Here is a 20,306-nt window from a genome sequence, read left to right on the forward strand (position 1 = left end):
CACCTCTATGAATCCGATTATCAAGTATTTCAATGGTGAAAAAGCTGAAAGCTATATCTTCGTCCTTGTCGGAGTCATTGCATTGGCAATGGCACTCTATTTCGTTTTTGGTTTAAAAACATCCTTTTGGAAAGGGGTTGCCATTCCTTTTGTGGTGGTGGCGATCCTGGAAGTTATCGTGGGTTTTACGATTGTAACCCGCAGTGAAAATGACATGATCAGGGCAGAAAAGTTTGTCCAAAACGAGCCGGAAAAAATCAAAACAGATGAAATCCCGAGAATGGAAACGGTCCTGCGTAATTTTGTGATTTACAGGTATGTGGAAATTGCATTGATTATCTTTGGCATCGTATTGATGTATACCACACCAATCGATACTTTCTGGCAAGGCATTGGTTTGGGCTTCTTTATCAAAGCGGGTATTGTATTGGGATTGGATTTTTTTGCAGAAAGAAGAGGTCAATTCTATCTGGAATATTTAAACAGTTTAATTGATAAAATATGAAGCCGATCATCCACCTGTCCACCATCTCAGACCTCTACAGATTATTTGGTTTGGGACCAAATCACCATCCTTTGGTGGCTGTGTTGGATTTTAGTAAAGTTAGTGAGCAGGTTGAAAAGCATACCCGGATCAGCACTGATTTTTATTCGATCATGTTTAAGAATTACTGCAAAAACACGATCAAATATGGCCGGAAAAACATCGATTTTCACGATGGTAGTCTGATTTGCATTGCTCCCAACCAAATGATCGAAATGGACGACGAAGTGGAATCCACGGAGAATATGATGGGGTGGGGCTTGTTTTTTCATCCCGATCTGATCCGGGCCACGTCTTTGAATGAGAAAATGAAGGACTACAGTTTTTTCTCCTACGAAATCTCCGAATCTCTTCATCTCTCTAACAAGGAAAAAAACATCCTGTATGAATGCGTACAGCAGATTCGGACAGAACTGCAAGAAAACATAGATGTATACAGCCAAAATATCATCGTCTCCACGATCGAATTGTTGTTGAACTTTTGCTCCAGGTTCTATGGCAGACAAATGATCACAAGGAGTAATACCAACAAAACCATCGTGTCCCAAGTCGAAGGGATCCTCCACCAACACTTTACGTCTGACGAGATCAGCGAAAAGGGATTCCCGACAGTCAAATACCTGGCTGAAAAAGTCAATCTATCGGCAAGCTAATTGAGCGACTTACTCAAAAAGGAAACAGGAAAAAATGCACAAGAGCATATTCATTATTTCTTGATCGAAGCTGCGAAAAACATTTTGATCAACTCTGACAAAACCGTCAATGAAATCGCCTATAATCTGGGTTTTGAATATCCCCAATATTTCAACAAACTCTTCAAGCAAAAAACCGGACAGACACCGTTGGAATTCAGGAATTTGAGTTAAAAAGAATCTGTTGGAATTGGCCTTTTTGTAGAATCCAATTTACAATTGCCTGCCTCTACTAGTTTCTGGTGTTGAAATGGAATTTTTTTACGGATTTTATACGTACATTTGAAAAAACATGTTAAGCCATGAGTACTGATACAAAAGAACATGCAAGATTTGATGCAAGACTCCCCAAAGAACAAAAACAATTGTTTGAGAAAGCTGCCTATTTGGGAGGATACCGTAATCTGACTGACTTTGTTATCCTTACTGTTCAGGAAAAAGCCAAGAAAATTATCAAAGAGAAAGAACAGGTGCTTGCCTCAGAAAGAGATTCTGAAATTTTCTTCGATGCCATTACCAATCCAAAAGAACCATCTGAAAATTTGAGAAAAGCCTTAGATGATTACAAGACTTTTTTATCTAATTCAAAGTAGGTAATGATTGAACTTTTAGACAAAAAGCACAACAGAGATGATTTTGACTGTGGGAAAGAGCTTTTGAACAACTATTTAAAAAATCAGGCGGGACAAGACATCAAAAGAAAGCTTTCAGCTTGTTTTGTATTGGCAGAAAGTACCTCAGATCAAATCCAAGGCTATTACACCCTTTCCAATAACAGCATTCCATTAAGTAGTTTTCCTGAATATATTCAGAAAAAGCTTCCTAGATCCTATATTTCAATTCCCACTACTTTACTTGGTAGATTGGCTATTGACACAAAATATCAGGGCAAAGGAATCGGAAAGATTTTGCTGATAGACGCTTTGAAGAGGAGTTATGAAATTTCACAAGAAATTGGCTCATTCGCAGTAGTAGTTGACCCGATTGACGAAGAAGCGGAGAAGTTTTATGAGAAATATGATTTTATAAAATTGCCTGACAGCGGAAAAATGTTTATTTCAATGAAGACTTTGACCCAGCTTTTTGTTTAAAGTGGTAAGTTTTTTTTTTCCAACTTACAAAACAATTACTCACATCCTCTCCACCATCAATCCCCCATCCACTGTGACCACCTGCCCGGTGGCATAGGGGATATCCCCACGAACTAGGGCAGCAACGGCCTTTCCGACATCGGAAGGAAGTCCAATCCGTGGTTCGAGTGTCAATCCGGCTTTGATTTTTTCGTGGTACACAGCCTTTACTTTCTCCGTCATATCGGTCTCAATCACTCCCGGCCGGACTTCATACACCGGGATTCCAAACTCTGCCATTCTTACTGCCATGACTTTAGACAGCATGGACAAACCTGCTTTGGACATGCAATAAGCAGCCCTGTTAACCGATGCCATCACTGCCGAGATGGACGTAATGTTCACTATCGAAACGGCAGAATGGGGGTTCGCTTTCTTGATGTCTACCATCCAATTGGCAATCGCCTGTGTCAAAAAAAAAGTACCCTTCAAATTGATCCCCATCATCTCGTCATAATCCGCTTCACTGACTTCCAACACATCTGCCCTTGTCCGCGGTGCCACTCCAGCATTGTTGACAAGAACATGGACTATCCCGAAAACCATTTTCAATTCATTTACTATTTTTTCCCTGTCCGATGCCTTGCTGATGTCTCCTTGTATGTAATGTACATTGACACCCAACGCAGTCAATTCCTCCAAAACAGTCTTCACTTCGGATTCTTTCCGTACCCCGTTGATAGCAAGGTCATAGCCATTTTCAGCCAATTTAATGGCGATACCCAAACCGATTCCCCGGCTTCCTCCTGTGATCAATGCGACGGGTTTCATATTTCTTTGAGGGATTTAAGTTGACTGTGTTCGGGCATATTTTTGTAAAACGGATCCAAAGGAAAGCATCCTGACACGATGCCATTCCTCGGGGCAGTGGTACAATCTGAGAAAGTACGACAGATCTTCTGCCGCTTCAGTCCATTGCCTGAGAGGATATCTGCGGGCATTTCCGGGTAACTCAATACCATCCTACCCAATCCAATAGAGTCCGCTTTTCCGGATTGGAGGACTTCCTGAGCAACATTGGGAAGCCATTCCTGCAAATAAGAATAGGCCGAACCTACCACATAGAAACCTGGAAATGCGGCTTTCACCTCTCCTGTCACCCTGATCTGTCGGGCAACACCTTGGAGAGGATCTTCGGGCGGTAGGTAGCCATCCGAAGGAGGAAACAAGGCAGGGCGCTGGATATGCGGATTGTAATATGGACTTCCTGCGGTAGTGCACAGCAGTTCAATCCCGAGTTTTTTGAGTTCTTCGAGAAATTCAAAAGATTCGGAAAGGTCTTCTGTTGTTCCTGATTCATCCCCACCAAAAGCAAAAGTATACTTTCCATTTGCTGAAGGTGTTCCTTTGTCGTCCGGTCCTTTCTGAAATGGCACCCAATCGAAAACGCTCAACCGAACACCGATTTCCAATCCAGGTGCTTCTGTGTTAATTCCAGCGGTAATTTCCCTGAGAAATCGGCTGCGGTTTTCCATGGACTTCCCATATTTCCCTTCCCGTTCATAGGCACTCAAAAACTCATGTCCCAGATAGCCATGGCAATGTTTGATATCTACAAATTGGAATCCCGCTTTTTGTGCCAAAACAGCAGCTTTCACATAGTCAGACACTAATTCATCAATCTCTGCATCCGTAAAAAGTGGATAGTCTTCCTTCAACCCAAACTTTTTGTCCAAAATAGGATGGTGATAAAGGATCTTGGGTTCCATTTGGGTTTTGCTGTTGGGCTTGCAAAACCGTCCCGAATGGGTCAACTGCAATCCGGTGAGTAAGTCATCGGTTTTGCCAAATTCATTCCGGTGTTCATTTTGGATCAATTGAAAAAGTGAAGCGAAATCAGATAAGTTCGACTGATTCATCAGCAACTGATTGGGATTTGCCCGACCTTCATGGCGGACTGCTACTGCCTCACAGCCCCACAGGAGTTTGGCTCCGCTCCTTGCAAAATTCTTCCATCTTCTTTTCGTCAGTTCAGTAGGTTTTCCATCCGTCGTACCATCCCAACCTTCCATAGGCAAAATGCAAAAAGCATTTCCGATCCGGTTTCCTGAGCGGAGAGTATGGCCTTTGACAAAAGGAGAATCTGAACCTGGGACCAGTTTTTCTGCAAAAGGCAAATCAATTCCCTGCTCAGACAGGTGTTGTTGAAACTGCTCGGCTGTCTTCAGTTGGGCGACACGGGGAAAGGATGGTTTGTATTTTCCGCTGCTCATTTTTCGATGCAATTGATAAAACTGTAGTATTGCTCTCCGTTTTGGATTCTTTGCAAGAGCAAGGCAAGCTCCCGTGCATGGTAATCTCCCCACATACTGGATTCGCCATGGGGAACTTGTCCCGGATTTGGCCGATAATCCCAACCATTTGGATGGTGGTAAATCGAGTGTAAAATCAAACCCTGATGCTCCTCATCAGTGGAAAGATAGGGTTCGGAGAAAAGGGTTTTAGCGAGTTGGTAACCTACATGGTGGTAGCGGTTGGACTTTTCGGAATCACTCGTTTTGAGCCAATTCCCTATCCTGAGAAATCCCTGTGCAGCAATCGCCGCCGCGGAGGAATCCACAGGTTCATAGGCATTGAATGGATCAGCGGGTCGGTTGAGGTAATCCCCCATCATGGCCAAACCCGGTGCTCCGGTATCCCAATAGGGAATCCCATCAGTAGGAGTATTTGCCAGGTAAAAATCAGCAGTGGCTGTAGCAGCCTTGGATAATGCAAACTTCAGGTTTTCTTGGGAGATGATTCCTGCATAGTCCGCCTCAGGCAAATCCTCCAAAATCTCCAAAATCTCGCCCAAACCACATATCGCCCAGGCCAATCCCCTTGTCCAGGTACTGAATCCGGTATAACCCTGTTGGGAATTTGGACAGCGGTAGTTACCGTCATTGGTATTGAATATGATTTCATGGGCAGTCCTCCCGGCGATGTCATATTGGTCGCGACCTTCCCCAAAGAAAATGGAATAACGCACCGTACTGAGTAAATGCTGAATGGCCCGACCAAGGAGGTTAATCTTTTTGTCATTTTCTCCCTGTAGGACATGGCCGAGTTGATGGGAAAGTATCACCGCCCTGCAAGTCCTGATCGTATCCACAAAAAGAGAATGCGGTCCATTGAAGGAATACATATATCCTCCCGAAGGGATGGAGGTCCAGCGTAAGGCTTGCACGGCACCACTGACTTTGAGGGCCAGGCGGTAATATTCTTTTTCCCAAAAAGTAGCTTCCAATTTCCCTTCTGTGATCATCCGGAGAAGATTGCCATACGTGCTGACATTGTTGAATCCATGGTCATGAACACCCGTATGCGTGAGGTGCGGCGCCATTTTCTTCAGTGTATTTTCTTTTCCCAAATGGAGAAAAATCTCCTCGCCAGTGGCATCATATTGAAGGAGGGCAGAACCAAATTGAAAACCTTGGGTCCATTCAGTCCATCCTCGGGTGACATATTTTCCCTTTTCGGTAAAAACAGGAGCACCTTTGGAGGTATCAAAAGTCTTTTCGATCGAAAGGATTTTCTTCCCCGATAGTTCCCAGAATCCATTTAAGGAACTTTCTATCTGCTTTATTTCAAAATTCGAATCAAGCTTCATGGCTATTCTTTTGGATAAAATGGTGACGCACCATGATGGCAGGCACCACCACAAGCAATATACAATACATCAGAAAATCCAACGGGAAATTTTCAAATCCATTTGGTACGACACCAAGGATGGAAAGGATAAAATATCCCAAAAATGCGGTCGAAATCCAGATGAGTTCTCGGGGAGGGTTCTTGAAAATCACCGCACCCAATATCACCGGTGCCACCATCGAGGTCCCGGTAAAACTCACCCTTGCCAGCAAGACCAGTTCGTCGCTCATGTATGTCGAAAACACCAAAACAATCAAGGAAAACACCATGATGGAGATTTTTGTCCTCCTCATGATGGCCTTGTCCGAACCTGAGAGCAAGGACCTCAATTCGGATCCCAAAGCGAAAATCTGTGCATTGGTAGTAGAAAGACAGGCCGCAAATAATCCGACTACGGCCAAAGCAGCCACAGGTACGGCTTGGTCAAAGAGTAAAGCTTTCGCAAGAAAATCCGATGTGCTTGCATCAGGATATTTGACCGCGCCATACAATCCGATAAAGGCTGTAGGCAGAATTACCAAAATGGCAAATATCCCCACTGCATAAGCCATTTTATGGACAGATTTTAAGTCCTTCATGACGATCAATCTGGTGGTGAATTGGGGTTGGGAAACAGGGATCATGACAATCGCAATGGTCGAAGCTATCAGAAATTGGTGGGAAAAAAGCCCTTTTGGACCGGGTAATGTTTGCAAGCCTGGATTGGTTACATTGACCTGCGCCATGGCAGCTTGGAAACCCCCACTCATCTGAAGGCAAGTGACCCCGATAATCCAGATGACCACCAATAAGATCACACCCTGAATCGCATCCGAATACATGATGGCTTTGAGCCCTCCGATCTCTGCATAAGCAAGCATAATCAAAACCAGGATGGCTGACCATGACCAATATGGAAGCAAATCCGGAAATGCTGCATTCAGGAAAATTGAAATTCCCCGGATTTGGATGGCCACATAAGGGATCAGAAAAAGGAAGGCGCTTGCAAAGACAAGGTAACCTGCGTACTTGTTTTTGTAGCAGGAAATCATCAGTCCCGCAACTCCCTTATAACCTTGAAGTGAAGCCCTTTTGCGCAGCTTGTAACCAAACCAGATCAGAAAGAAAACCATAAATGCGTCCGACAAACCCAGAAAAACCCAAGCCCCCACCCCATGAACGCGGAAGAAATCCGGCATACCCATAAAGGTGAATGCACTGAACAATGCTGCTGAGAAAGTCAGGAAACCGAGTATCGCGCCGATGTTGGATCCTGCAAGGATAAAGTCATCCGAGGAGCGGTCTTTCCTGTAGGACTTGTAGGAGGCATAGCCCAAGGAAGCCAGAAAGATGAAGAAGAAAAACCCCAGCCAACCGATCATTTGATTCCTTTTTCTTCATATGGAAAAAACCGGGAGGCGAGGTATGTCAACACCACAACCAGAACCGTAACCAAAAATCCTGTCCAAAATATAAATGGAATGCCCCACAGGGTGGGATCAGGTTTGTTTTCCTGAAAGAGAAAGAAGAAAGAAATCACCGCCAATAGCAGTACGCTGAGGACGATGAGGTTCCAGATTTTGGATTTCATAATCTTGGGTTTAAGGTTAGAGAGTTCGCCGGATAGTTAAGGGACTATTTAGGCAGCTACAAGCTAATAAATATCCGGAAGATTTGCCTTGTGAGGTGGGATGAAAATGGAGAGGGGTAATAATTTTGTTGAGGGAAATCAAAGATCTTATACTTTTGAAAAATCCTCCTTTGGAACACCCGTGGGGAGGAAGCGAAATTCCGGGCCGGCGTTGGTTTGTGTGTGGGAGGATTATTTCGCTAGTCCCGATAGCTATCAGGGATTGGTTACTTTTTGTATCATGACAAAAAGTGACACGAGAAAAAAACGTTAAAATTCGGATTCAATGATTGAAAAAGAACGAAAGAATTCCTCCCGCCATTTCGGTAATGAGTATACTCTTCCTAAATAGATGCGTGACCGAAATTCCCAAATACTGCGAGATTCAAACCATGGGCTGCGGTGCATGATAATTTTTCAAAATATAAAGATTCAACAAGCACCTTGCCCATGGCTAGAAATATTTCGCCCACTTCGGGGCTGATCATTTACAAAATATCTGGAATTAACACTCTGAATCTTTATAATCATTAAAAAACCACTTCGGGGCTGAACCCTGAGTACAATCCAACACAACTTTTTACAAATGGCTAGAAATCATTCTTTATCTTTTTTACATTTATAAAAAGCATCCAACCAGCAACCATGAAACAAAACCCATCATACCTCCTGTTGATACTCGGAATATTTTTCATTTTCAGCTGCAAGACAGCACCTGAAGAAACCGAAGTAAAACGGCCAAATATCATCTTTATCATGTCGGATGACCACGCTTACCAAGCAATTTCTGCTTATGATACGAGGTTAATCCAAACCCCAAATATCGACAGGATTGCAAAAATGGGCATGCTCTTCACCAATGCCTGTGTGACCAACTCGATCTGTGCACCTTCACGCGCTACGATCCTGACAGGAAAGCATTCCCACCTCAACGGCAAAATCGACAACCACTTCCCTTTCGATACGACCAACATTACTTTTCCCCAAATTCTTCAAAGTGCCGGTTACCAGACTGCGATGTTTGGCAAGCTCCATTTTGGCAACAGTCCAAAAGGTTTTGACCAATTCAAAATCCTTCCCGGTCAGGGTTCCTATTACAACCCGGATTTTATCACCAAAAATGAGGGAAATATTAAAGTCGATGGCTACGTGACGGATATCGTGACGGACATGACTTTGGATTGGCTACAGAATGAGCGCAAAGCCGATCAGCCATTTATGTTGATGTACCTCCACAAAGCCCCACACCGAGAATGGCTGATGGCGGAGCGGCATATGGCCGAATTTACAAACAAGACATTCCCTGAACCGACAACGCTTTTTGACGATTATTCGGGACGTGGATCCGCTGCAAGGGAAGCAGAAATGAACCTGTTGAAGCATATGAACTGGTCAGGGGATTCCAAATTGTACCCTGAAACCATGGGTGAAATGGGAATTCCGGACGAATCAGGATGGGACAAAGGTGCATTTGAAAGGGAAGTTGGCAGACTCAGCCCCGAACAAAGAGCAAATTGGGATAAAGCTTACATGAAAGTGAATGAAGACTTCAAAAAAGCATTTCCTACCATGACTGAAAAGGAAAAAATGCAGTGGAGATACCAACGCTACATGCAGGATTACCTTGGCACCATCGCCTCAGTGGATGAAAATGTGGGGCGCGTTCTCGATTACCTTGAGGCCAATGGACTGATGGAAAATACCATCATCGTCTATACTTCCGATCAGGGCTTTTACTTGGGAGAGCACGGTTGGTTTGACAAGCGATTTATTTACAATGAATCTTTCAAGACACCGCTTTTGGTTTCATGGCCCGGAAAAATCAAAGCGGGAACCAAATCAGATGAAATGGTCCAAAACCTGGATTTTGCACAGACATTTTTGGAAGCTGCAGGGATTCCTGCACCTGCTGACATGCAGGGTGAAAGCCTCATGCCGATCTTGACAGGAAATGACGAAAAGTGGACCCGGGAAGCCGTCTATTACCATTACTACGAGTACCCGGCGGTACACATGGTCAAGCGGCATTATGCCATCGTCACCAAGGAATACAAGCTGGTCCATTATTACTTTGATGTGGATGAATGGGAACTCATCGACCGCATGAATGATCCCAATGAAATGAAAAATGTCTATGACGATCCTGCCTATACCGATATCAAAAAAGAATTGCACGCCCAATTGGAAGAACTCAGAAAAAAATATGGCGACAGTTCAGAACTGAGTCAAAGCTACATAGACAAGTATTTGGAAGACATTTCCAAACGCAGGGCTTTCGGTGCCAATCAAGAAACCGTTAAAACCATTTTCGAAAAGAAAGGAATAAAGGCCGCGTATGAGTTTGATTGAGAGGAGTTAAAAAAAGTCCATAGTCCATAGTCCACAGCCCGGAATCTGAACTTCAATGAATAATCATGCCCAAGGTTCATTTGCTGATTTTTTTCTTAGAAAGCCGGTTTCAGGATATCTAAATTAAAAGATGAAGAAAAAGGCGGAAATCTCTTGGTAATAAAAACCGCACCCATTTCCCTTGGGCGCGGTTTTTTTTATTTAAGCATTACCGGTTTTTGAAATCACATTCTCAGATGCTGCATTTCGAGCTGAGTGGCAAAAGGCTGGTCGGAATATCTTCTTCCAATGGCTTTGTACAGGGAATTGGCTAAAGCCGCAAATACCGGAGGAAAAAGCGGTTCGCCAAGTCCGGTAGGATCTAAATAGGCAGATTGCAATCATGCAATCCGCCTTATTGATTATTGTTTAGGTGTTATAATTCGTTCTCCTTCTGCTTCAAACATCCCTAATAAGTTTCCTGTCACATGGTCTTCGTCAGCTTTCGTCAATTCTAATGTCACGTCATAACCTTGTGCATTGAAATAAAAAGTAGCAGTGTCTACGCCTAACTCTGCATTATCGATTTTGGTGATTTCATTTCCTGACTCATCCTGCACAACTCCGGTCAATGAATCTTCCTTCTTTTCAAGCACTAAAATCATGTTAGCATCTCCGTTAGGAGTTCCTTTAATAACCACCTTCCACTTACCGACAAAATAATCAGCAGGAGACTGCGCATATACATTTGCATTGAGTGAAAGAAGTGAGATTAATAATCCGCCGATAATAAGGCTTAGCTTTTTCATAATTTTAATGGTTTTGGTTAGAAATTGTCTTAATGTAAGTTTTAGGAAATAAAGATATGGCATTGTTATTTCTATTCTGTAATATTTACGCAATTATTTTTTAGCTTTGTATATGAACGCACAAGAAGAAGTAATTGACTTTGTAATCAATGGTCATAAAGATTACCTTCCTCATGTATCGATTGACAGTGTCATATTTGGATATCACCACCAACAACTCAAAATTTTACTGTTAAAATGGATAGGACATAGTGGATGGGGATTGCCGGGAGGTTTTATCAAAAGCCGGGAGCCACTGACGGAAGCTGCCTACAGGATATTGAAAGAAAGAACCCGGCTTAGCGATTTGTTTTTGCAGCAGTTTCATGTATTTGGAGATTCGCCATATAGGGTGCGGGAAAGAAGCCAGGCCGAATTCCGTGAAAAATTTGGTCCAATAACTTCGGAAGACAACTGGTTATTTCAACGAACCTTGTCAATAGGGTATTTCGCTTTAGTAGATTATTCAAAAGTGGATATTACCACAGATTTTTTTACCGATGATTTTTATTGGTGTGATGTGAATGAAGTTCCATTCCTTTTGTTTGATCAAAATGAAGTGGTAGAAATGGCTTTGAAAATGCTAAGGCTCGCGATTTATCATCAACCGATCGGTTATAACCTTTTGCCTGAAAAATTCACCATCCCTGAAATCCACTCTTTATATCAAACCATTTTGGGAAAAGAACTGGATCAAAGAAATTTTTCCAAAAAACTTTTGACACTTGGGCTTATCAAAAAACTAGATGAAAGAAGAAACATTGGTCCACACCGTTCGCCTTACCTATACCAGTTTGATAAAGCAAATTATGAAGAAGCCTTAAACCAAGGTATTGTACATACCTATTGAAAAAAGTGAAGTCCTTCGCAATGTAAATTCTATATCGAATTAGCGTTTAGGTAAAGTATTGGTTCCGGTAGAATTAAGTTAATATTATCGGGCATCCCGCTAAATAAATTACCCCAATTCAATTTCCATGCCTTCCCTGGCTAGGTCAAAGTCAAGTTGTCCTGTATGCTTGGACTTCAGGGCATCAAGGATCTCATTAAGCTTTGTGTCGCTGTGTGCCGGGTCATGGTGGGTCAGCAACAGCCTTTTGACTCCTACATACTCAGCTAATTGGATGGCGTCCTCCATACTGGAATGTCCCCATCCGATTTTTTTACCATATTGTTCGGTGGTGAATTGCCCGTCATGCAGGAGTAGGTCGGCTTCCTCCATGAGTTCGAAACCCGAAATCCATTTTTTATCGAAGATCAATCCCTTAGGGCCAAGTGCTGGTTCGTGGTCGGGGACATAGGCAAACACGGCGCTTTTTCCTTTGATCCTAAAGCCGACTGTGGCCCCAGGGTGGATGACAAATTGGGAAGTAATGGTGAAAGGACCAATCTCAAAACTGCTATTGGAAACATCATGCAGGACAATTTCACATGGAAGATCCCGCATCAACACAGGAAACAAAGGCGGTGAAAGAAACCTGTTGAGCCGGGAATGCAGGTTGTGGGTGATGCTGGAAGGACCCCAAATATGGATCTCTTTGTCAGGGTCAAACAACGGGCTGAAAAAGCCAAGTCCCTGGATATGGTCCAAATGGAAATGAGTCAGCAATATATCTACCCTCTTGACCTCCGGATCCGGAAGGGTTACCTTCTGCAGTCCCGAGCCGCCATCCAAGATTATCATCCGGCCATCCTCCATAAGGGTGACACAAGAGGTATTTCCTCCAAATTGGGTTGTTTGCGAACCTGAAGTGGGTATGGAACCCCTTACGCCTTGAACGGAAACTTTCATATGTCTTTGTTTTCCCAAAAAATAGCGACTCCACCGAGAAATTTCCCCATCCTGCCGATGATCGGATAGGAGGTCACAGATATCTTTTGTGGTTTGCCCTTCAGGCTTTCTATCCAAAACACTTTGTGGTGGGGAAGTTGGTCTTTTAGGGTTTTTACCAAGGGCAATCCTTCTGGCGGCAATGGTTTCCCCTTTTCATCCAAAGGTTTGAAAATAGTACCCCACACCTCCACGGGCATTTCGCCTGTATCTCCAAACCGGGAACCTAGAATAGTTTCCGCAGGCTCATTGTAAAAGATCAAATTGCCTGCCGTATCCGTGATAAATACCGGAATGGAAAGGCAATCGGCAAGCTGTCTGTTGAGAATGATCTCTATGTCGTAGGTGGCCATATGGGATTTGATTGACTTACATAAATATAGGAAATCAAATCATAAAAAATTTTAATAATTATACCCATATAATCTTATTCATTCCTCATTCATTTAACCGAAATAGAGGGGAAAAAAGATTAGGAATTTTTACCGCGCAGGCTGCTGAGAGCACAAAGGACGGAAGAATCAAAAGGGATGTCACCATTCTTTTCTTAACCGCAATGTTCGCCAAGGTTTCGCAAAGAGGGGTGGCTGATTTTTTACCGCAGAGGACACTGAGAGCGCAGAGTATCTTTTCTCTTTTTTTCTCATCGTACTCTGTGAACTCCGTGAAAATTTATTTTTCACCGCAAAGGAAAAGAAGGTTTCGCAATGGACGCAAAGGGAGAATCGGCTATAGTAATAATTTACCACGGCTTACACGGAGGTCACAGAGACCGTGGAGTTTTTATTTTATCATGGTTAAAGCCCTGAAAGGGCAGAATAACAAAGGGATGGGTGCAGCCCATCCTTAAAGTTTGGATGGATTCCCGTGAGCCCTGAAGGTGCGGAACAATTCCTTCAACAAATTTCGCCCTTTTAGGGCTGATGGGATTTTGCTGCATTGGAAAAAGAAGGAGTATCAGTGGGAATTATTGATCACAAGTAGAGCACAGAGGAAATATAAGGTGGGGTGAAGACCCCAAAGGGTTCTAACCTTAAATAACTTGTCCGCCGTGGCGGAGCCCCGGGTATAACAGAGAGACAGAAAATGGTTCGATTTCCTGCCAACCCCAAAGGGGTGGCATATTTATAGAAAATAAAAGCGATGAAATTTAGGCCAACCCCGAAGGCCTGCCTGCCGCAGGCAGGGGTTGAATTAAATTCCGGGAATTGACCTTCCCTGTTTTTGGCGGAAACCTGAATTCCCTATTTAAATTTCCTCAGCCAAAACCCGGAATCACTGGGTTCTTTCTTTATCCCGAGTTGCTCCCGATGGCGGGATTACTCGGGGCTACCCATATTTGATCCCGATGGGATCATTCCTGGCCAATCTTTTTGGCTAAAGCCCACTGCGTGGTCGGCCGCCATCGCCAAAGTTTGTGTCTTTACAATAATAATCTTTATTTATTCTCCTCTTATTTTTTGGGATTTGAAATCCCAATTCTGAGAAGTTCAATCCTTGGCTGCTTCCCCCTGAAAAAGTAATCCTAGATTCTTCCCAAGCCACTGAAATGCCATTCCCAAGAACAGGGGAGATCGAACTATTTTGCCTCATGGGGGTACTTCCAAAGTATACCTTCATAAGAAGGGACCCTATTGGTAATGTTTTGATAATTCCTTTTGTCAGACAAATCCTGCAATAGAGGTTATCTTTAAAAATTAAAATTAAGTCAAATGAAAATCCTAAGATTAATTATACTCCTGCCCTTGCTGATGGCCACCACCTGCCTTGATGAGGAGATCAAGTACCCGAATGATAGGTTAAATGACATTTGGGTGCTTGGCCCATGGGAAATCTCCAGTGAATCCATAAACGGAATCAGTGACTTGACTGTAAAATGCTGCAGGTTTTTGGAGTTTGTTCCCGACGAGGACAGTAGGGATTTTAGAGGGAGGTTTACTTATAAAGAGGGTGCCAGACAGATAGGCAATGGATTTTTTACCATTGATCCCAATCAGGAAACCATTGTTTTCCAATGGGAAGATCAAAGTGAATCGGTATACCAATATGAATTAGATAGTGGCAATGACTCTGTGATATTCACGTTTACAGAGGATGGCTCTGATTTTGTCCAGAGATGGGATGTGGTCCGATGATAGCCAACCCAAGAAAAGCCTGAGTCTGGAATTTACCTGGGCTACTTTCCCCTACTCAGAGAATCTTCCGAAATACCCCCTTGGACTTTCGAAGATCCCCCTCCGGTTCATTAGCCCAACTTTGGACCTTTTTGCTACGGCGATGCACCTACATGTACGATATTCTTGAGTTTTGATTTATCTCTTAGCCAATCCGTCCGACCTTTGGTCACCCAGTATCGGAATATTGCCACAAATCCCGAAAGGGAACATCACTGCCTTTTTATCAAAAATTGAGATTTTTATAACTTTTCATGCATTGGATTGCATATTATTTTGTTTTTTTTCATAGAATGTTTTATCTTTTATATTCAACTACGGTATCCTGAATTTTAATTTTATCCATCCATAAACCACAAATACCATGAAAATTTTTGACAGAGAACAGTTTATTGCCCTTTCCAAAAAATCAGGTTTTTCCTTTGTTTCTATCTACACACCGACCTCCCGGTTGAGTACCACTGCTTACAAGGAGGACAAAACCCATTTCAAAAACCAACTGCAGGAGATCAGCAGCAGACTTACTACCGAAAAAGGTTTGGCTTGGAAAGAGGCCGAAAGAATTCTTGCCCCTGCCCACAGCCTTTTGGATAACGGTGAATTTTGGGAACACAATTCCGACATGTTGGCCGTCTTCCTTCATGATGGGGAAATGGAGGTTTTTCAGTTACCTCTTGAAGTACAGGAAAGCAGCCATTTTATCGGATCCAAACCGATGCTGCTTCCGGTGATTCCTGAGCTTTCGGATGATGGTCACTATTATTTACTGTTATTGAATCTCGATCATATCTACCTCTATGAAGCGACGAGAAACGGGATTCAGGAAATAGATGATGAAGATATCGCCTCCTCTTTTACAGAAGAAGAAAATGAAGGCGGTGAAAAAGGTTTTCAGGCTAGAGGCGGCGGCGGTGTTGGTTCGCAGTTTCATGGACACAGCGAAAATTCCGACGAGGAGAGAAAGAAGCGGTTACTCCAATTTTTCCATAAAGTAAACAATAGGCTTGTGCCAGTTCTGAACAAAAACCCCTTGCCGCTATACCTTGCAGGGGTGGAATACCTTGCACCGATATATAGGGAGGCAAACAGTTACGGATACCTGAAGGAGGGCAAGATCACCGGAGCATTCAACCACAATGACATGATGATTCTCCATGCCAAATCATGGGAAGTCGCAGCGCCTTATTTTGAAACAGAAAGACTCGAAAGAAAGTCAAGCTTCGGTTCTTACCTCGCCAATGGTCTTGCGATCAACAATGACAAACTCAAACTGATCAAGGCTGCACTGACAGGAGCAGTAGACACACTTTTGGTGGACAAAGACCATGAGCATCTGTGGGGTATCTATGATGAAAGTGCCCACCAAATCGTCCTTTCCGAAACCCAAGAACCGGGAATGCACTGCCTGATAGATGAGGCTGCTGCCAGGGTGATTGATTTCAAAGGCAAGGTCTACCTCGTAGAACCTGACATGATGCCGGATGAAAGCAGCGCCATCGCAGGGATCTTGAGATATCCGCTGTAGCAGTTTGCCAAAAAGAGTTGCCCCATCCTCGGCAACTCTTTTTGATTTTTTACTGAAAACGGATTTCCCGAATCCGGTTACCAGACAAATTTCGAAGCACCGCCTTGCCAAATAATTATAAACCAGGCCCTGTTTTTAAATATAAATCCTTAATTTGACTGAAATAATATTCTTTACATCCACCCTTTAACCAATAAAAATTATGTCAAATCTCAATTTTGCAAGAAACTCCCTATCAGTTTTCCTGTTTGCTATGTTTTTCGTGCTTGCGGGGATTCCCTTGGTACAAGCCCAAAGTCTTCCCGGCGATCATGGCCGATGGATTGGAACTTTGGAAGGTTCGATGGTCGATTCCCAGGGAAGCGGCCTGGTGTATGATTTTCAATTCAAGGAAGACGGCACCGTCGATGTTGAAAAAAGCATGACTGTCCGCAAACTGAAGCAGACTTTCAATTGGTCGATGGAAGGGTCAGACATTGTCCTGTCCGGCGATGCTTCCGGTCCTATCGGAGAACTTTCAGACAGGACCATCACCTACATCGATGACACCCGGTACGAATTCAAACATGTGGATGGCGAAACAGACGTAGAAATCCGCAAAAGCAAACCCTTCTGGTCCTGGATGCATTTGGTGTTTCTGTTTATAATCCTGATGGTGGGCAATGAAATCTCCAGATATTACAAGGGCGTTTCTTATTTGCTTTATTTCATTCTTCCCATAGTCTTGATCCCACATTGGATGAAAGCCGGATTTGACGGTTGGTTCAGGTGGATCAAACTGTATTCTGCCGTCGCAGGAAGTGTTTTTACGACATTTTTTAGGTTTCACAATATTGATGGAAAAACATGGGCAAAATTTGTGGTCATGTTGATCCTGGCCATCAATATTGCTGAGGCGGTATTGCAGGATTTTTCCCAACCGGATTTGCCTAACATCATCAATGGCATTGCCGGCGTATTGTGTATGGTTACAATATCAAGATGGAAGGGCGTCAAAAAAGACGAGCAAAAACCCCATGACATGCTGTGGCCGGGAATGACGACATTTTGGATTTTGGCCTATGATGTATGGAACATCACCTTTGTTTATATCAATTTCCCAAATACCGTTGCATTTTCTTTCATCGTCTTATTGGCGCCGACAGTAGCCGCCATTTGGATCAAAAAAGGAACCTACCTTCAGGCAAGGGCATTTACTTTGGCGATTTATATGATGTATCTCTTCAGCTTCAAAGCCTTTGCAGACAACAGCTTGGGACTGACTTTTGTGATCCCGATGCCAAGGTCTGAAAACCTGGTATTGATCATGGCTTTGGTCAGCTTGGCCTTCAATGTGGCTTATTTTGTGCTTCATTACAGGTGGAGATTTACAGGAAAAGCTCCTGCCAATCTGGAAGTGGGGCAAAGCGAATCTGTGCTTTAAAATTTGATATTGATTGATACGGATTCCTACACCATCCACAATCTCAATTTTAAAAGTTTGAGGCTCAAAAAAGCAGGCAATCAAAAAGGCTATCCTGATCGGGATAGCCTTTTTTGTTTTGATTCAAATTTAATTCTAAAACATTTCATTCAAATTGAGAAAGATTACTGATGTATACGCCTCTTGTGCATAAAACACCTCCTCACGCCCTTGATTGAGGTTTAATCAATTATCGCTACAAACCAGTTTTCCTCTAACTTATTTGCCTGACAAAAATTCCATTATATATTTATTGACCAAATCCGGTTTTTCGTGAATGATCCAATGAGTGGCTCCTTCCACCTCCTTGATAGTCAGGTCAGGTACGAATGCATCCAATCCATTTAGGTTGGAACTGAGAATAAATTCATCGTCCATGCCCCAGATAACAAGTGTCGGGACATTGACCGAAAAATCCTTTATATCATAACCGTAGCCATATTGGGCGCTAGCCCTATACCAGTTAAGTCCTCCGGTCAAAGCACCGGGGCGAGACCAAGCCTCTCTGTATATTTTTTTGTCCTTTTCGGTAAATACCCCAGTTTTCAACCCATCTGACATCATCATGGTGATCAGAATTTCAAAATCATTGGCTGTGAGTTTTGCTTCAGATCCTTCTGCCCTAAACATCTGTGTGTAACTATTCCCTGCCTGCTGCGCTGGATTTTCCCTCATTTCCCTTGCAAAGATCGCCGGATGGGGAGAATTGATTATAATGAATTTTTCCAAAAGGTCAGGATGTACTATTGCCAGAACCCAAGAAACAATCCCTCCCCAGTCATGTCCAATAAGGGAAAATTTCTCATAACCAAGACTTTTTACCATTCCCGCTAGGTCATCCACCATATTTTTTATTTGGTAGGCTTTTACTTCCCCGGGCTTGTCTGTCAGGTTGTACCCCCGCATATCAGGAGCGATAGCAGTATATTCCTTGCTCCCAATAAAGGATTCCAGAATATTATAATTGCCATACCAAAACTCCGGAAACCCATGTGCCATCACAACTAACTTAGGGCCTTCGCCGGCTTTGACATAATGCATTTTAATTCCGTTGGTTTCGATAAAATGGCTCGTCATTCCTTTTTTTAATAAATGATCCTGGGCAAATGATATTGATGTGCTCAAAAATGAAACCATAAGGAAAATGCAAATCTTGGTGTTGGATACTTTCATAATCGTTTATGTTTTAGGTAAAAATTTTAGTCTAAATTCTAGAACATTTCATTCAAATTGAGAAAAATGGCCGAAGCGCCGTGGATTCCCCTTCCGTAATCCAATCCGATATTGACCCTGTTTTTTGGACTGATCATATACCTCAAACCCGCGCCATAACCTGCCTGGAAGTGGTTGAAAAGCTTCACATTGTCTGTCCGGCTGCTGGCAGAAGTGGCATTGACAAAGACGACTCCACCGAGTCTGTCCTTGGTTTTTTGAAGTGGAAACCGCCATTCTGCTTCTGTGTAGGTAAGGTCTTCTCCCCTAAATCTCCCCATGGTGTATGGTCTTCCTGATCTACCAAACATGTCCCAACCTGTCGCAGGCAAAAACATATAAGGCACCTTGCCTCCTGTCACAAACCAACCATAAGCCCAGACCGCAATCAGATTTCTGGGTCTTTCGGGTTGAGGTTGAAATAATCCCGGTATTCCAGCCAAAGTTGACTTGCTCCTTCGGTACTTCCCAAAAACTCGGGATTGAGTCTCAAAGAGGCAAAAACCAAACGGCCGTCATAGGGATTGGCTACATTATCCCGGCTATCCAAAGAGGCATTTAAGGAAACACCGGATTGGGTATAGCCTTCAAGAGGCATGTCCTTACCTGTTTGGTATTGGTAGTGGTAGGTGAGTCTGGGAGGATCTGCATCCAGGTCCAATTGCTTGTCATCGATATTGGACATGATGTCCAGATGGTATCCAACCCCGTAGAAAAACCTGGTATCTGCATGCCGCCTCAAAGCGGTCTGGTAAAACCTGAAGTGGTCAAATCCCATCATTTCATTTTCGGGTGGACCTTTGACCAGGTCATCAGAAACTTCCCCGTCTTCGCCTATTACCGTATGGTACATATAAGAAGCGTCCGTACTCAATCCGTAAGTCGGTTGGCTGTTGAGGTTGAACCTGAGGTCAGTCATCATCAGCCATCTGTCATCCTCCAAAAACATATTTCCCCTTACCTGGAGAAACAACTGGTTTTTTGGGTATAGAGAAAAGTCCCCAGGAAACTTGTCATACTTGTAGTTTCGGGATTGCCATTGAACCAATTAAACCCGGGAGCAACTCCATAAACCAACCCTGTGGTAGGATTGGCGGCTATGACCGGCATGGGGATGATGGTTACTTTTTTTTCTTTCTTTCCTTCGGGGATGGAATCTGTATCTTGGCTATGGGACAAGTTCCCAAAGCCGAATAGGAATAATATCAACAATATATTTTTTGGATTATTCATCTTCAAGGTAATTTATAGTGAATAAATATTTGGCCTTTTTTATGGATTATGATAAAGAAAAAAGGCTACCCTTGATCCGGCAGCCTTT

The 20,306-nt window shown here is 43.2% G+C and carries 23 protein-coding genes; 10 read left to right on the forward strand and 13 right to left on the reverse strand.

All coding sequences use genetic code 11. The annotated features are described in order from the left end of the window. The first annotated feature begins 7 nt into the window (after positions 1 to 7). The 5 genes from MMU05_RS00515 to MMU05_RS00535 all read left to right on the forward strand — a co-directional run bounded on the left by MMU05_RS00515 (position 8) and on the right by MMU05_RS00535 (position 2,327). A complete protein-coding gene (locus tag MMU05_RS00515; RefSeq protein WP_241139730.1) occupies positions 8 to 505 on the forward strand; it encodes a hypothetical protein in 498 nt (165 codons plus the stop codon). Then, positions 502 to 1,197 carry an AraC family transcriptional regulator gene (locus MMU05_RS00520; RefSeq protein WP_241139731.1) on the forward strand — a complete coding sequence of 232 codons (696 nt, stop codon included), beginning with the start codon at positions 502 to 504 and terminating at the stop codon, positions 1,195 to 1,197. Before MMU05_RS00515 ends, MMU05_RS00520 begins: the two co-directional genes overlap by 4 nt. Next, positions 1,198 to 1,410 carry a helix-turn-helix domain-containing protein gene (locus MMU05_RS00525; RefSeq protein ID WP_241139732.1) on the forward strand — a complete coding sequence of 71 codons (213 nt, stop codon included), beginning with the start codon at positions 1,198 to 1,200 and terminating at the stop codon, positions 1,408 to 1,410. Positions 1,411 to 1,538: 128 nt separating this feature from the next. Further along, positions 1,539 to 1,829, forward strand: coding sequence for a type II toxin-antitoxin system TacA family antitoxin (locus MMU05_RS00530; protein ID WP_241139733.1), 291 nt, complete (start codon positions 1,539 to 1,541; stop codon positions 1,827 to 1,829). Between the two features lie 3 nt (positions 1,830 to 1,832). Beyond that, positions 1,833 to 2,327 carry a GNAT family N-acetyltransferase gene (locus MMU05_RS00535; protein WP_241139734.1) on the forward strand — a complete coding sequence of 165 codons (495 nt, stop codon included), beginning with the start codon at positions 1,833 to 1,835 and terminating at the stop codon, positions 2,325 to 2,327. A 39-nt stretch (positions 2,328 to 2,366) separates the two neighbouring features. Here the strand turns inward: MMU05_RS00535 and MMU05_RS00540 are convergent, their stop codons facing one another. Genes MMU05_RS00540 through MMU05_RS00560 form a run of 5 tightly spaced genes read right to left on the reverse strand, consistent with a single transcriptional unit; the run spans position 2,367 to position 7,566 of the window. Then, positions 2,367 to 3,137 carry a 3-ketoacyl-ACP reductase gene (locus MMU05_RS00540; protein ID WP_241139735.1) on the reverse strand — a complete coding sequence of 257 codons (771 nt, stop codon included), beginning with the start codon at positions 3,135 to 3,137 and terminating at the stop codon, positions 2,367 to 2,369. After that, complete coding sequence (locus MMU05_RS00545; protein ID WP_241139736.1) at positions 3,134 to 4,579, reverse strand: oxidoreductase; 1,446 nt, start codon at positions 4,577 to 4,579, stop codon at positions 3,134 to 3,136. The genes MMU05_RS00540 and MMU05_RS00545 overlap by 4 nt, the downstream gene beginning before the upstream one ends. Further along, positions 4,576 to 5,955, reverse strand: coding sequence for a glycosyl hydrolase (locus MMU05_RS00550; protein WP_241139737.1), 1,380 nt, complete (start codon positions 5,953 to 5,955; stop codon positions 4,576 to 4,578). The genes MMU05_RS00545 and MMU05_RS00550 overlap by 4 nt, the downstream gene beginning before the upstream one ends. Then, a complete protein-coding gene (locus MMU05_RS00555) occupies positions 5,945 to 7,357 on the reverse strand; it encodes a sodium:solute symporter family protein (protein ID WP_241139738.1) in 1,413 nt (470 codons plus the stop codon). Before MMU05_RS00555 ends, MMU05_RS00550 begins: the two co-directional genes overlap by 11 nt. Continuing rightward, positions 7,354 to 7,566 (reverse strand): hypothetical protein, encoded by a 213-nt coding sequence (locus tag MMU05_RS00560; RefSeq protein WP_241139739.1) that lies wholly within the window; start codon positions 7,564 to 7,566, stop codon positions 7,354 to 7,356. The genes MMU05_RS00555 and MMU05_RS00560 overlap by 4 nt, the downstream gene beginning before the upstream one ends. A 684-nt stretch (positions 7,567 to 8,250) precedes the next feature. On the opposite strand from MMU05_RS00560, the gene MMU05_RS00565 reads away from it, so the two are divergent. Further along, positions 8,251 to 9,954, forward strand: coding sequence for a sulfatase family protein (locus MMU05_RS00565; RefSeq protein ID WP_241139740.1), 1,704 nt, complete (start codon positions 8,251 to 8,253; stop codon positions 9,952 to 9,954). A gap of 224 nt (positions 9,955 to 10,178) precedes the next feature. On the opposite strand, the gene MMU05_RS00570 is transcribed toward MMU05_RS00565, so the two are convergent. Both MMU05_RS00570 and MMU05_RS00575 read right to left on the reverse strand, forming a co-directional pair. Continuing rightward, positions 10,179 to 10,334: a hypothetical protein gene (locus MMU05_RS00570; RefSeq protein ID WP_241140065.1), complete on the reverse strand. Its 156-nt coding sequence runs from the start codon at positions 10,332 to 10,334 to the stop codon at positions 10,179 to 10,181. A gap of 21 nt (positions 10,335 to 10,355) precedes the next feature. Beyond that, positions 10,356 to 10,742 carry a hypothetical protein gene (locus MMU05_RS00575; RefSeq protein WP_241139741.1) on the reverse strand — a complete coding sequence of 129 codons (387 nt, stop codon included), beginning with the start codon at positions 10,740 to 10,742 and terminating at the stop codon, positions 10,356 to 10,358. A gap of 112 nt (positions 10,743 to 10,854) precedes the next feature. On the opposite strand from MMU05_RS00575, the gene MMU05_RS00580 reads away from it, so the two are divergent. Beyond that, entirely contained in the window at positions 10,855 to 11,631 is a 777-nt protein-coding gene (locus MMU05_RS00580) for an NUDIX hydrolase (RefSeq protein WP_241139742.1), read from the forward strand. A 108-nt stretch (positions 11,632 to 11,739) separates the two neighbouring features. Here MMU05_RS00580 and MMU05_RS00585 read toward each other — a convergent pair whose 3' ends face one another. Both MMU05_RS00585 and MMU05_RS00590 read right to left on the reverse strand, forming a co-directional pair. Next, entirely contained in the window at positions 11,740 to 12,573 is an 834-nt protein-coding gene (locus tag MMU05_RS00585; RefSeq protein ID WP_241139743.1) for an MBL fold metallo-hydrolase, read from the reverse strand. Continuing rightward, on the reverse strand, positions 12,570 to 12,965 hold the full coding sequence (locus tag MMU05_RS00590; RefSeq protein ID WP_241139744.1) for a PAS domain-containing protein: 396 nt from the start codon (positions 12,963 to 12,965) through the stop codon (positions 12,570 to 12,572). Before MMU05_RS00590 ends, MMU05_RS00585 begins: the two co-directional genes overlap by 4 nt. Positions 12,966 to 14,324: 1,359 nt before the next feature. Between MMU05_RS00590 and MMU05_RS00595 the strand changes: the two genes are divergently transcribed. The 3 genes from MMU05_RS00595 (at position 14,325) to MMU05_RS00605 (ending at position 17,734) form a co-directional block, all read left to right on the forward strand. Next, positions 14,325 to 14,747 (forward strand): hypothetical protein, encoded by a 423-nt coding sequence (locus MMU05_RS00595; RefSeq protein WP_241139745.1) that lies wholly within the window; start codon positions 14,325 to 14,327, stop codon positions 14,745 to 14,747. Between the two features lie 403 nt (positions 14,748 to 15,150). Beyond that, complete coding sequence (locus MMU05_RS00600; RefSeq protein WP_241139746.1) at positions 15,151 to 16,311, forward strand: baeRF7 domain-containing protein; 1,161 nt, start codon at positions 15,151 to 15,153, stop codon at positions 16,309 to 16,311. Between the two features lie 202 nt (positions 16,312 to 16,513). Beyond that, positions 16,514 to 17,734, forward strand: a complete 1,221-nt coding sequence (locus tag MMU05_RS00605) for a DUF5692 family protein (RefSeq protein ID WP_241139747.1) — start codon at positions 16,514 to 16,516, stop codon at positions 17,732 to 17,734. 258 nt (positions 17,735 to 17,992) lie between these two features. Here the strand turns inward: MMU05_RS00605 and MMU05_RS00610 are convergent, their stop codons facing one another. From MMU05_RS00610 to MMU05_RS00625, 4 genes are read right to left on the reverse strand one after another with little or no spacing between them, the layout of a single operon-like run. Next, positions 17,993 to 18,946, reverse strand: a complete 954-nt coding sequence (locus MMU05_RS00610) for an alpha/beta fold hydrolase (RefSeq protein ID WP_241139748.1) — start codon at positions 18,944 to 18,946, stop codon at positions 17,993 to 17,995. 38 nt (positions 18,947 to 18,984) lie between these two features. Continuing rightward, positions 18,985 to 19,428 (reverse strand): hypothetical protein, encoded by a 444-nt coding sequence (locus MMU05_RS00615; protein ID WP_241139749.1) that lies wholly within the window; start codon positions 19,426 to 19,428, stop codon positions 18,985 to 18,987. Next, entirely contained in the window at positions 19,374 to 19,958 is a 585-nt protein-coding gene (locus MMU05_RS00620; RefSeq protein WP_241139750.1) for a hypothetical protein, read from the reverse strand. Before MMU05_RS00620 ends, MMU05_RS00615 begins: the two co-directional genes overlap by 55 nt. After that, complete coding sequence (locus tag MMU05_RS00625; protein WP_241139751.1) at positions 19,943 to 20,218, reverse strand: hypothetical protein; 276 nt, start codon at positions 20,216 to 20,218, stop codon at positions 19,943 to 19,945. The genes MMU05_RS00620 and MMU05_RS00625 overlap by 16 nt, the downstream gene beginning before the upstream one ends. Between the last annotated feature and the right edge of the window lie 88 nt (positions 20,219 to 20,306).

Origin of the sequence: Cognataquiflexum rubidum, assembly GCF_022538115.1 — a bacterium.
In the GTDB taxonomy this organism is placed as follows: Bacteria; Bacteroidota; Bacteroidia; order Cytophagales; family Cyclobacteriaceae; genus Cognataquiflexum; species Cognataquiflexum rubidum.